10 protein-coding genes are annotated in these 12,498 nt (G+C 62.3%); 4 read left to right on the top strand and 6 right to left on the bottom strand.

The genetic code is table 11. The features are described 5' to 3' along the window. Positions 1-14: 14 nt before the first annotated feature. From HNP98_RS16145 to HNP98_RS16130, 4 genes are all read right to left on the bottom strand, one after another. Positions 15-356, bottom strand: a complete 342-nt coding sequence (locus HNP98_RS16145; protein ID WP_173811198.1) for a hypothetical protein — start codon at positions 354-356, stop codon at positions 15-17. Between the two features lie 37 nt (positions 357-393). After that, positions 394-2,028: an acyl-CoA carboxylase subunit beta gene (locus tag HNP98_RS16140; RefSeq protein ID WP_173811197.1), complete on the bottom strand. Its 1,635-nt coding sequence runs from the start codon at positions 2,026-2,028 to the stop codon at positions 394-396. A gap of 225 nt (positions 2,029-2,253) precedes the next feature. Then, positions 2,254-3,264 (bottom strand): MlaD family protein, encoded by a 1,011-nt coding sequence (locus HNP98_RS16135; RefSeq protein WP_173811196.1) that lies wholly within the window; start codon positions 3,262-3,264, stop codon positions 2,254-2,256. A gap of 62 nt (positions 3,265-3,326) precedes the next feature. Then, positions 3,327-4,151, bottom strand: a complete 825-nt coding sequence (locus HNP98_RS16130) for an N-acetylmuramoyl-L-alanine amidase family protein (protein ID WP_380267149.1) — start codon at positions 4,149-4,151, stop codon at positions 3,327-3,329. A 61-nt stretch (positions 4,152-4,212) separates the two neighbouring features. Between HNP98_RS16130 and HNP98_RS16125 the strand changes: the two genes are divergently transcribed. The 4 genes from HNP98_RS16125 (at position 4,213) to HNP98_RS16110 (ending at position 10,011) form a co-directional block, all read left to right on the top strand. Further along, entirely contained in the window at positions 4,213-7,209 is a 2,997-nt protein-coding gene (locus HNP98_RS16125; protein WP_173811194.1) for a putative LPS assembly protein LptD, read from the top strand. Positions 7,210-7,276: 67 nt separating this feature from the next. Beyond that, entirely contained in the window at positions 7,277-8,104 is an 828-nt protein-coding gene (panB, locus tag HNP98_RS16120; protein ID WP_173811193.1) for a 3-methyl-2-oxobutanoate hydroxymethyltransferase, read from the top strand. A gap of 203 nt (positions 8,105-8,307) precedes the next feature. Further along, positions 8,308-9,018 (top strand): RluA family pseudouridine synthase, encoded by a 711-nt coding sequence (locus tag HNP98_RS16115; protein WP_173811192.1) that lies wholly within the window; start codon positions 8,308-8,310, stop codon positions 9,016-9,018. A gap of 219 nt (positions 9,019-9,237) precedes the next feature. Continuing rightward, the gene (locus HNP98_RS16110) at positions 9,238-10,011 is read left to right on the top strand and encodes an acyl-CoA desaturase (RefSeq protein ID WP_173811191.1); all 774 of its coding nucleotides are present in this window, start codon (positions 9,238-9,240) and stop codon (positions 10,009-10,011) included. Between the two features lie 83 nt (positions 10,012-10,094). On the opposite strand, the gene HNP98_RS16105 is transcribed toward HNP98_RS16110, so the two are convergent. Together HNP98_RS16105 and HNP98_RS16100 are read right to left on the bottom strand one after the other, a co-directional pair. Next, on the bottom strand, positions 10,095-11,087 hold the full coding sequence (locus tag HNP98_RS16105; RefSeq protein ID WP_173811190.1) for a Hint domain-containing protein: 993 nt from the start codon (positions 11,085-11,087) through the stop codon (positions 10,095-10,097). A gap of 234 nt (positions 11,088-11,321) precedes the next feature. After that, positions 11,322-12,494, bottom strand: a complete 1,173-nt coding sequence (locus HNP98_RS16100) for a pyridoxal phosphate-dependent aminotransferase (protein WP_246275167.1) — start codon at positions 12,492-12,494, stop codon at positions 11,322-11,324. Positions 12,495-12,498: the final 4 nt, after the last annotated feature.

Raw genomic sequence — 12,498 nt, 5'->3', positions numbered from 1 at the left:
TGCGGCGGATTTGGTCACTGGCGCACTTGGCGCAATAATGCTGGGTGTAAACCATAAACCAATCTACAACCGCCACCCTGAATTAATCCACTACCTTTAGATTTTATAATTTTTCTATTGATTGGCACACGATAAATACCCCCTTTATCGGTAGTAGAGTCTCTGAATTCCCAACTTTCAAAGATTATCGAATCAGTAAATCCTCTAGTAGAAATCGTTGCCCATTCAAATTGCACAAATAAGCTACCATACTTTGGCAGTTTGTATCCATATACGTCTTGTTTTATTGGTTCGCTATTCTGGCTACAGCCTATGAAGAACGTTATAATTAAGAATGCTAGTACTAAATTTTTCATTTGTACAGTTGGCATATTTTCTTGAACGTGTCCTTTTTTATACCTGAATAACCCCCACATTATACGCCTTTTCAATCGGCGCGTGGTTGGCCGCGGCAATTCCTTCCGAAATTACTTTCCTGGTTTCCAGTGGGTCAATTACCGCGTCGACCCAGAGGCGGGCCGCCGCGTAGTAGGGCGATAATTGCTCCTCGTAGCGGGCTTTGATGCGGTCGAGCAGTTCCTTTTCGGCTTCGGGGGTGATGACTTCGCCTTTGGCTTTGAGGGAGGCGACCTGGATTTGCAGCAGGGTGTTGGCGGCTGCGGCGCCGCTCATTACCGCGAGCTGTGCTGTCGGCCAGGCCACGATGAGGCGCGGGTCGTAGGCCTTGCCGCACATGGCGTAGTTGCCCGCGCCGTAGCTGTTGCCGATGATGACCGTGAACTTGGGTACCACGCTGTTGGCCATGGCGTTTACCATCTTCGCGCCGTCCTTGATGATGCCGCCCTGCTCGCTGGCCGAGCCTACCATGAAGCCCGACACGTCGTGCAGGAACACCAGCGGAATGCGCTTCTGGTTGCAGTTCATTATGAAGCGCGCCGCCTTGTCGGCCGAGTCGGAGTAGATGACGCCACCCATCTGCATCCCGGTTTTTTTGCTCTTCACGATTTTGCGCTGGTTGGCCACGATGCCCACGGCCCAGCCGTCGATGCGCGCCAGCCCGCAGATGAGCGTCTGGCCGTAGAGGTCCTTGTAGGGCTCAAACTCGGAGTTGTCCACCAGCCGGTTAATCAGCTCCATCGTGTCGTAGGGCTTGGCGCGGTCGGCGGGCAGCAGGCCGTAAATGTCCGCCTCGGGCAGCGCGGGCGCGGCGGGCGCCTTGCGGCTGAAGCCGGCCGTGGGCAGGGCCCCCAGCTTGTCGAAGATGTTGCGGATGTGGTCGAGCGCCTCCTCGTCGGTGTCGAACTTGTAGTCCGTCACGCCCGACACCTCCGAGTGCATGGCCGCGCCGCCCAAGGCCTCGTTGTCGATGGTTTCGCCGATGGCCGACTTCACCAAATACGAGCCGGCCAGGAACACCGAGCCCGTGCCGCTCACAATCATGGCCTCGTCGCTCATGATGGGCAGGTAGGCCCCGCCGGCCACGCAGGGCCCCATGATGGCCGAAATCTGCACGATGCCCCGGCTGCTCATCACCGCGTTGTTGCGGAAAATGCGGCCGAAGTGCTCCTTATCGGGAAAAATCTCGTCCTGCATGGGCAGGTACACGCCGGCCGAATCGACGAGGTAGATGATGGGCAGGCGGTTTTCGAGGCTGATTTCCTGGGCCCGCAGGTTCTTTTTGGCCGTGATAGGGAACCACGCGCCGGCCTTCACCGTGGCGTCGTTGGCCACCACCACGCACTGGCGGCCCTGCACGTAGCCAATCACGACCAACACGCCGCCGCCGGGGCAACCACCTTCCTCCACATACATCCCTTCACCCGCAAAGGCCCCGATTTCGACCTGCGCCGCGCCCTTGTCCAGCAGGTAGGCAATCCGCTCGCGGGCCGTGAGCTTGCCCTTGGCCTTGTGGGCGGCCATGCGCTTCTCGCCGCCGCCGAGGGCCACGCGGGCCAGCCGCTGGCGCAGCTGAAAGGTGAGCTGCTTGAGTTGGTCTTCGTTGCGGTTGAACTCGATGGTGGGCGACATGGGGTGGGATTTGGGGAAGAAACGGGCACAAAAAAATCCGCCCGGAGGCGGATTTCAAAGATACAGGCCGTTTAAGCGCCAGGCTAAGCGTAGTACACCGGTTCGCGTTAGAACGTCATGTCGAGCGCAGCCGGGACATCTCGCGTGCGGCAGTAAACCAACCGTTCAACGATGCACGCGAGATGTCCCGGCTGCGCTCGACATGACGTTCTTTTAAATAAAACACTATTTCAACGCCGGGGCACCATCCACCTTTTTGGTTTCGGTGGTCACGGTGCCGTCGGGGCTTTTGGTGGTTTCCTTTTTGGTTTTGTCCTTGCCGCCGCCGAACACTGAGAAGTGCACGTAGCGCTTGGGGTTGGCCTTGAAATCGACGAGTAGTGAGTTGGTGCTGGCCGTGGTGGCCGTCAGGTTGTTGTACAGGGTCGAGTCGTTGAGCAGCTTGCCCATCGAGCCGCTTTTGTCGTTCAGGGCCTTGTTGAGGCCGGCCACGGTGGTTTGGGCCTCGGCCATGGTGGCGTTGAGGCGGCGCACGGCCGAGCCCACGGGGGCGTTTTTCAACGAGTCGGACAGCTGGCCGAAGTTGCTGGCAATCTTATCCAGCTTCTTGGTGCTGCCGTTCAGGGCCCGGGTGAGGTGGGCCATGTTGGTGGTGATTTCGTTGATGTTGCGCTGGTTCTGGATAATCAGGTTTTTCAGGGCCTCCGAGCTGCCCTGGGCGTTGAGCAGCGTGGCCTGGATGCTCACCTTGGCGTCCTTGCTCAGGAAGCCGTTCACGCGGGCCAGCGTCGAGTCCACGGTGCCGAGCATGGGCAGGGCCTTGGCCTGGAAAGCGTCGGTGATGCTGGCCACGGTGTACGACTTCAGTTCTTCGCCACCGGTGAAGGTTTTGCTGTTCTTGCCCATGAACAGGGTGATGGTTTTGGTGCCCAGCAGCGAGCCCGCCAGGCTGGCCACCGTGGAGTCGCCCACCACGATGCCTTTTTCCAGCTCCACGGTGGCCTTCACCTTGTTGCCTTCCAGCGGCAGCAGCTCCAGGTTCTTCACCTGGCCCACCTTAATGCCGTTGAACACCACCGGGGCCCCCACATTGAGGCCGTCCACGTTGGTGTACTTGGCGTAGTAGGTGTGGCTACTGGAGAGGACATTGGAGCCCCGCAAGTAATTGAATCCCACGAATAACACTACCAGGGCGACTAAGGCCAGCAGGCCCACTTTTATTTCTTTAGACAGCACGGAGGGGAGAATTAGAATGCACAGAAACGGATAATACGCGGTAGAATGGCGGGGGCCGCTGGTCAGTCGGCGTCCTCTTCGCCGGCCGGGGCCCCTTCCAGCTCGCGCCGGTAGGCCCGAAACGCCTGGAAGATACCTGCGGCCATATACGTCTGATTGGTTTTATCGTTCAGGTAGCGCTCTTCGGCGGGGTTGGTGAGGAAGCCCGACTCGATGAGCACCGAGGGCATGGTGGAGCGCCAGAGCACGATGAAGCCGGCCTGCTTCACGCCGCGGCTGGGGCGGTGCACGCCGGTGCGCAGCTGGCCCTCGATGCGCTGGGCCAGGCGCAGGCTGTTGGTGATGTAGGCCGACTGAAACAGCGAAAACAGGATGTGGCTCTGGGGCGAGCGCGGGTCGAAGCCGTCGTAGCGGCTTTTGTAGTTGTCTTCTTGCAGGATGACCGAGTTTTCGCGCTGGGCCACGCCCAGGTTGGCGATGGTTTTGTGCAGGCCCATCGTCCACACCTCGGTGCCGTGGCTTTCGCGGGGCCCGGCGTTGCAGTGGATGGAGATGAACAGGTCGGCGTGGTGGCGGTTGGCGATGGCGGCGCGCTCGTCCAGCTCCACGAACACGTTGGTTTTTCGGGTGTAAATCACCTTTACGTCGGGCATGTTCTGCTCAATCTGGCGGCCCAGGGCCAGCACCAGGGCCAGGGCTACGTCGCACTCGCGGGCCTTCACGCCGTTGCAGCCGGGGTCTTTGCCGCCGTGGCCGGCGTCGAGCACCACGGTGCGCAGGCGGTAGCGGTGGGGGGCCGGGGCGGGGAGCCGCGCGGGCCGGGGCCGGGCCGGGCCCGCGGCCAGCAAAAGCAGGGCCGCGCCGGCCAGGGAAGCAATAATCCGCACGTCGTTCGTTGAGGTCGGGTAGCAACCCGCTACCTTTGTAGAAGCCTCAAAAGTAACCGGATTGCCCGCTATATCCTTCATCTTCCGCCGCCCTTCTCGGCCGGGCTGGCTTGCGGCGGGCCGGCCGGGGCCCTTGCGGGCGCTGCTGCTGGCCTGGCTGCTGCTGAGCGGCGGCGCGGCCCTAGCCCAGCGCACGCCCACCGCCAACCCCGACAGCGTGCCCGGGCAGCGGCCCGGCAGCGCGCCCATGCCCCCGGTGCGCGTCATCTCCCCCGACCCCACCCTGCCCCAGGGGCCCCCGCCGCCCGGCACCACCAACCCCGGCGAGCACAGCATCCCCGGCACCTCGCGCAAGCCCGTGGCCGGCATCCCCGACAGCATCCTGGTGAAGCAGGCCCGGCAGGACTCCCTCAAGCTGGCCGCCAAGCCCAAGGGGCCGGTCGAGACCACGGTGCACTACGTGGCCAAGGACTCCATTCAGTTCGACGTGGCCCGCAAGGAGGCCATCCTCTTCAACAAGGCCGACGTGAACTACGGCAAAATGGACCTCAAGGCGGCCCAGATTACCGTGGACTACGCCGCCCACACCATGACGGCCATCGGCCGGCGCGATTCGGTGAAGAACCGCGACGTGGACAAGCCCGTGTTCAAGGACGAGGCCGGGCAGTACGTGGCCGGCAAAATTGCCTACAACTTCCAAACCAAGAAAGGCAAGATCGGGGACGTGGTGACCCGGCAGGGCGAGGGCTACGTGAGCGCCGAAACCATCAAAAAAGCGCCCAACAACGACCTCTACGGCCTGCGCGGCCGCTACACCACCTGCAACCTGGAGCACCCGCACTTTTACATCCAGGCCAGCAAGATGAAGGTGATTCCGGGCGACAAAGTGGTGACGGGGCCCTTCAACCTCGTGATTGGCGACATCCCCACGCCGCTGGGTTTTTTGTTCGGCTTCTTTCCGATGCCCGACAAAAGCCGGGGCTCGGGCATCATCATCCCCACCTTCGGGCAGGCCCAGGACCGGGGCTACTACCTCAGCAACGGCGGCTACTACTTCGCGCCCAACGACAACATCGGCGTGCGCCTCACCGGCGACATCTACGCCGGCAACGCCCAGACCTTCGGCGGCTTCGGCGGCACGGCCGACATCAGCTACCTCAAGCGCTACCAGTACCAGGGCACGTTCAACCTGCGCTACACCCAGCGCCCGGCCACCCAGATTCTGTCCACCACCGCCCTCAACACCAGCCTCGACTACGTGAAGCCGGGCTCGGACCAAACGTTCTGGGTGAGCTGGAGCCACACGCCCGTGGCCCGGCCCGGCGGGGGGCGCTTTTCGGCCAGCGTGCAGGCCGGCAGCGCCACCTACAACCGCGTGAACAGCCTCACGCCGGCCCGCTTCCTGGCCCCGGCCTTCAGCTCCAGCATCTCGTACTCGAAGCAGCTGCGCTACCTGCCCATCAACTACAGCCTCAAGCTGAGCCAGAGCCAGAACACCCAGACCGGCACCATGGCCTTCACGCTGCCCGACATCAGCGTGGGCGTGGCCCGGCAGTACCCCTACCAGCTGCTAAAGCTGAAGCCGCGGCCCTACTACGACCAAATCAGCGTCAGCTACAACCTGGTGGCCCAGAACCAGATAACCAATACCGTGGCCGCCCGCACCCTCGACGGCAGCATTCCGCTGCTCGGCGGCACCACCGTAAGCAGCCTGCTGCCCGTGGGCTTTAAAAACCTGGGGGCCCTGCTCAAAAATGCCCAGAACGGCGTGCAGCACCAGTTTGGCATCTCGCTGGGCTCGTACACCTACAAATTCCTGCACATCAGCCCGAGCGTGAACTACGCCGAAACCTGGTATTCCAAGCAACTCAATTTTAAGTACGTTGGCCGGGCCCAGGCAGTACGCGTTGACACGTTGAGCCAATTCAGCCGCTCTTATTCTTACTCGGCCGGCGTCAGCCTGAATACCACGTTCTACGGCACGGTGGTACGCAAGGGTGTACATAAAATTCAGGCCATCCGCCACAAGGTCACGCCCAGCCTCAACTACAGCTACTCGCCCGACCTGACCCACGGCTCATCATACGCTTATACGCAGTTGGGCGTATACGATGCCGCTGGTAACCGTATTTCCGGCCTGAGCGACGCCAGCGGCCGCTTCCTCGACCCGCGCAACTTTTCCCGTTTCCAAGGTTTCTTATATGGGGCCCAGGGCTCGGCCCGGGTCAGCCAGGTGGGCTTTTCCTTGCAGAACGCCGTGGAAATGAAAGTGCGCGACTCGAAGGACACCACCGGCACCAACCCGTTTAAGAAAGTGAGCCTGATTGACGGGCTGGACCTGAACGGCTCGTACAATTTCCTGGCCGATTCGACGGCGGGCAAGCTCTCGCCCATCACCGTGTCGTTCCGCACCCAGGTGGCCCGCAAGCTCAACCTGCTGGCCAACGCCAGCTTCGAGGCCTACCAGCGCGATAGTTCGGGGCGCTTTATCAACCGCTACCTGTTCGACCAGCCCGGGCACCGCCGCTTGCTGCGCTTGTCGTCGGCCTCGTTCTCGACCAGCTACCAGTTCAACCCCGTGGCGGGCAAGAAGAAGAGCGTGGTGCCCCGCCAGGTGGCCCCCACCAACGACCCCGCGCTGGCCATTGCCGCCCAGCAGGCCCAGTACGCCGACTACGTGGACTTCAACATTCCGTGGGAGCTGAGCCTGAGCTACACGGCCGGCTACACCACCAACGCCATCCCGCTCCAACAACGGGTGCTCACCGCCAACAAGCTGCCCGCCAACCCGCTGCTGGCCATCTCCACGCTCAGCGCCAGCGGCAGCGTCAAGCTCACCGAGAACCTGCGCCTGAACTACACCTCCGGCTTCGACTTCCACAGCATGCAGCCCTCGCTCACCACCATCAGCTTTTTCCGCGACTTGCACTGCTGGCAGGTGGCCGGGCAGTGGACGCCCTTTGGCACGTACCGGGGCTACAACTTCACGATTTCCGCCAAGAGCAGCCTGCTCCAGGACCTGAAGTACAACCGCAACCGCAACGTGCAGTACCAGTAGCGAACCGAAAGGCGACGGAATTTGGGTGCGCGGTGCCACCTTTGCGGCCCGCCTCCCCCGCCCCGTCATGTCCATCGCCCAGTCGCAGCACAAAGAAATCAAGCTCGTCACCACCCACCAGATGCTGGCCATGAAGCAGCGCGGAGAGAAAATCTCCATGCTCACGGCCTACGACTACTCGATGGCCCAGATTCTGGACGGCGCGGGCATCGACGTGCTGCTCGTGGGCGACTCGGCTTCCAACGTGATGGCTGGCCACGAAACCACCCTGCCCATCACCCTCGACCAGATGATTTACCACGCCCAGAGCGTGGCCCGCGGCGTGAAGCGGGCTTTCGTGGTCGTGGACCTGCCGTTTGGCTCTTACCAGGGCAATAGTTCGGAGGCCTTGCGCTCGGCCATCCGCATCATGAAGGAGGGCGGCGGGCACGGCGTGAAGCTCGAAGGCGGGGCCGAAATCAAGGATTCCATCACCCGCATCCTCACCGCGGGCATCCCCGTGATGGGCCACCTGGGCCTCACGCCCCAGAGCATCTACAAGTTCGGCACCTACTCGGTGCGCGCCAAGGAAGACGACGAGGCCCAGAAGCTGCTCGAAGACGCCCGCCTGCTCCAGGAAATCGGCTGCTTCGGGCTGGTGCTCGAAAAAATCCCCGCCGCCCTCGCCAAGCGCGTGGCCGAGGAGCTGACCATCCCCGTCATCGGCATCGGCGCGGGCCCCGACGTGGACGGCCAGGTGCTGGTGGTGCACGACCTGCTCGGCATCACCAAAGAGTTCAAGCCCCGCTTCCTGCGCCGCTACGCCGAGCTGCACGACATCATGACCGAGGCCGTGCAGCACTACGTGGCCGACGTGAAGAGCCGCGACTTCCCCAGCAAAGAGGAAGGCTACTAGCCCGCCGGGGCCCCGTCCCAAAAACTTGCCTTAATTTTACCCGTCGCCCGGCCCCGCAGTGGGTGCGCTGGGCGCGCGGGCCGCCGCGACGCGGCCACTGTTTTGGTATTTGTGGGGAGCAACGCCGGGCCCCAGCGCCGGGCGCGGGCCTTTTTGTTGGTTCGGGGATCGGTGCGGTCCCCGCTTTTTTTCCGAGTGACTGCGTGAACCGTCCGAACATTTGGGCCGAAGGCCGGGAGATTATTTTCGAGGATAACCACTTGCTGGTCATCAACAAGCCCGCGGGGCTGCTCGTGCAGGGCGACGCCACCGGCGACGAGCCCCTCTCCAAAAAAGCCGCCGAGTACCTGAAATTCAAGTACAAGAAGCCCGGCGAGGCCTTCGTGGGCGTGTGCCACCGCATCGACCGGCCGGTGAGCGGCATCGTGGTGCTGGCCAAAACCAGCAAGGCCCTGAGCCGCCTCAACGAGATGTTCCGCGACTCGCTGATGACCAAAACCTACTGGGCCCTCACCGGCAAGCCGCCCGTGCCGGAAAGCGGCACCCTGGTGCACTGGCTGGTGAAGGACACGATTCGCAACGTGACCAAGGCCTACCCCGAAAAGCACACCCAGGGCCTGCGCTCGGAGCTGCGCTACGAGCTGCTGGGCCCCGCCGCTAACCGCTTTTTGCTGAAGATTAACCCTGTGACGGGCCGCCCCCACCAGATTCGGACGCAGCTGGCCAATGGCTTGGGCACGCCCATCCTCGGCGACGTGAAGTACGGCTACATAGCCCCGCTGCCCGACGTGAGCATTGCCCTGCACGCCCGCCAGCTCCAGCTCCAGCACCCCGTCACCAAGGAGGCCATGACCTTCGTGGCCCCTTTGCCCGACGCGCCCCACTGGGACCCCGCCCGCGAACTTTACATTTAACATTTATCAATTAACATTCAACAAGCCGCTGCTAATCGCGCCTTAACAACGGTCTGTTAAATGTTAATTGATAAATGTTAAATGACCCTGCGTGCAAGATTTGGGCGTTTTCGCTCCTGGGAAGTCCAAGCTGGGGCCCCGGCCGTAATTTTGTAGTGCAGCCGCTGAACCAACCGCCGGGTATTTTACTTGTGCGGGCAATTCACGCTCCCGACACCTATGGCCATCCTCGTTTTCTTCGTTGCCCATTATTATTTATCCCTGTTCACGCAGACGTTTTACCTGCACCGCTACGCGGCGCACAAGATGTTTACGATGAATAAGTTCTGGGAGAAATTCTTCTTCCTGTTCACGTACATCTGCCAGGGCAGCAGCTTCCTCTCGCCGCGGGCCTACGCCCTGCTGCACCGCATGCACCACGCCTACTCCGACACGGCGCTGGACCCGCACTCGCCGCACTTCTCGAACAACGCGTTCGATATGATGTGGAAGACGAAGAACATCTACAACGACGTGGTGCACAACAAGCACGAGGAAGCCAAGCGCTTCGAGGGCGACATTCCGGAGTGGAAGTCGCTGGAGGCGTTCGGCGGCACGGTGTACTCGCGCCTGGGCTGGGGCACGGCCTACGTGCTGTTCTACATCAACTTCGCCACGGCGTGGTGGCAGTACCTGCTGCTCCCGATTCACTTCCTGATGGGCCCCATCCACGGCGCCATCGTGAACTGGGGCGGCCACAAGTACGGCTACCAGAACTTCGACAACCACGACAAGAGCCGCAACACGCTGGCCCTGGACTTCCTGGCCTTCGGCGAGCTGTTCCAGAACAACCACCACAAGCTGCCGATGCGCGTGAACTTCGGCGTGAAGTGGTGGGAGCTGGACCCCACCTACTCGGTCATCTGGACCCTGGACAAGGCCCGCATCATCAAAATCAAGCGCAAAAACGTGCAGCCCAAGCAGCACACCAAGAAAGTGGCCGTACCGGCGTAGTTCGCCCTAAAGGCAAAAAGAGAGGGCCCCTTCCGCGGAAGGGGCCCTCTCTTTTTGCCTTTAGGGCCCCGGGGGCCCCGGCCCTATTTCTGCAACACCAGCACGCCGTTCAGCAGGAAGTTGCCGCCGGCTGCTACCAGGTTGTACACAGGCTGCTCGCCGCCGGCGTACTCGCGCGTGCGGAGCACGGTGTAGGGCTCGTAGGCCTGGGTGTGGGCGTTGAAGCAGAGGATTTCGTCGCCCAGCGCCACTTCGCCGGCGGGCTTGGGGCCCGTGCGGGTGGGCAGCGGGTGGTTGGGGGTGGCCTCCAGCACCTGGCTGGTGAGATGCGCGTGGGTGGCGGCGGGGCCCACCTGGGCGCGCACGGCCACCACGTCGAGCCGGGTGAGGGCGTAGTTTTGGGCGGTGTGCGCTAACAACTCCTGCACTTCGGCGGCGGCGGGCTGGCGGGTCACAGGGTCGAGGGTCAGGATTTGGTCGCCGGGCTGGATGGCGTGCAGCGGGCGGTGGCTGCCGTCGGCCAGCGCCACCAGCTGGTGGCCGGGGAAGCAGATGTCGCTGCCGTAGGTGCCGGCCTCGGCGTGCAGGTCCTTGCCTTGGTTCAGGCCCTTGAACTGCTGGTAGCTCAACTCCTTCGACAGCACGTAAGACAGCTTCAGCACGAAGTTTTTTTCCTGCTTGTCGATGGCGTGGATGTCCTCGAAGTACTTTTCCCACACCTTGCCGTCGGCCGTGAAATCGGGCAGCAGGGCCTGGTAGCGCTTGCCGGTTTCGGTGGTGTAGAACACCATCGTCCCGATTTCCTGCATCCCGGTTTTGGCCACGAGCTTGTACAGGTCGATGCGCTTTTTCAGCCCATCGTCGCCGGTGATGAAGTAGGGCTTGCGGGCCTCGTAGCGGTCGAGAATGTAGGCGTTGTCGAACTTGACGTAGCTCTCCGCGTCCAGGTCCTTGATTTGAAAGGCCTTGGCCTTGGTGTACTCATCGAGCGTGAGCGGGCGCGGATTGGTTTGGGCCAGGGCCCCGCTGCTGCCGCCCAGCAGCAGCCAGCCGGCGGCCAGCAAAGAGTTACGCATTCAAAAAGGAAAAAAGTGGAAGAAAAGCCGGCGCGGGGCCCCGGCCAAGTAGTTTGGTGCGGTTGATTACACAAAAAGGCGGTCATGCTGAGCCTGTCGAAGCATCTCTACCGCTTCGTTGAACGTTTGATTTAGTGAGCGGCAGAGATGCTTCGACAGGCTCAGCATGACGTTTTAAGTAATTTCAGAATAAAAAAGCTAACGGCTAACAGCTAGTAGCTAACAGCTTAAACTTTACGACACCTGCGTGAAGGCCGTGGCGAAGGCCTGCATCTCGTCCATCCGCCCGATGCTGACGCGGCACCACTGCTGGTTGTTAAACTCCCAGTTGCGGACGCTCACGCCGCGCTTGCCCATTTCCTCCACGAAGCGCTTGCCGTCCATTTTGAGCGGAAACATCACGAAATTGGTCGCCGACGGGATGTAGGCGTAGCCCTCGCGTTTCAGCACATCGTACAGGAACTGCTTGGAAGCCAGCGTTTTCTTCAACGCATCTTGCATGTAGGGCTGGTCCTGGTAACTCACCACGGCCGCCCGCACCGCCGGGGCCGAGATGCTCATGGGGCCCACCGCGTACTTGCTCAGCGCCACAATCGTATCGGGCTGGGCCACGAGGTAGCCCACCCGCAGCCCGGCAAAGCCGTAAAGCTTGGAGAAGGTGCGGGCCACCATCACGTTCTGGCCCTGCTTCACGGCGTCCATCAGCGAGGCCCCGCGCGGGTCGGGCAGGTAGTCGATGTAGGCCTCGTCCACAAATACGGGCACTTTTTGGGAGACCCGGGCGGCGAAGGCTTTCAGCTTGGCCGCGTCGAGCACCGTGCCGGTCGGGTTGTTAGGGTTGCAGATGTACATGAGCGCCGTGCGGGCGTCCACCTTTTTCTCCATCGCGTCGAGGTCCAGCTTGTAGTCGGCCGTGAGCGGCACGACCACAATGGCCGACTTGAACTTCTCCGCCTTGCGCGGCAAATCGGCGTACGACGGGTCGCCGGTGATGATGGCGCCCTGCTGCCCAAAGTGCATGGCCGCGGCCAGCAGCAACGGGCTGGAGCCGGCATCAAGCAGGATGTGGGCCGGCGTGAGGCCCTCGTAATCGGCAATCATCTGAATCAGCTCCTTCGACTGCATCGGGTACTGGTAGCAGCTCGTCACCGATTCCAGAATGGCCTGCTTGGCCTTGTCCGAGGGCCCAAACGGGTTCTCGTTGGCCGACAGCCGTGCCTTGAGGGGCCCCGGGGCGGCCAGCAGCGCTTGCTCGTCGGTCAGTACGTCGGCCAGCGGCGACGGGGCGGCGGGCGCGGCCGGGCGCGGGGCGGCCAGCGCCTCCAGGCCCGTGGGCAGCAGCGACACGCTGCCAGCCAGCAGCGCGCCCGATTTCAGCCAGTTGCGGCGGTTCATGAGAGAAGCCATGCGA

The sequence above is a fragment of the Hymenobacter caeli genome (assembly GCF_013294115.1).
GTDB lineage: Bacteria > Bacteroidota > Bacteroidia > Cytophagales > Hymenobacteraceae > Hymenobacter > Hymenobacter caeli.
The sequence above is the reverse complement of the archived record's forward strand: the minus strand, read 5'-3'. Positions and strand labels throughout refer to the sequence as shown.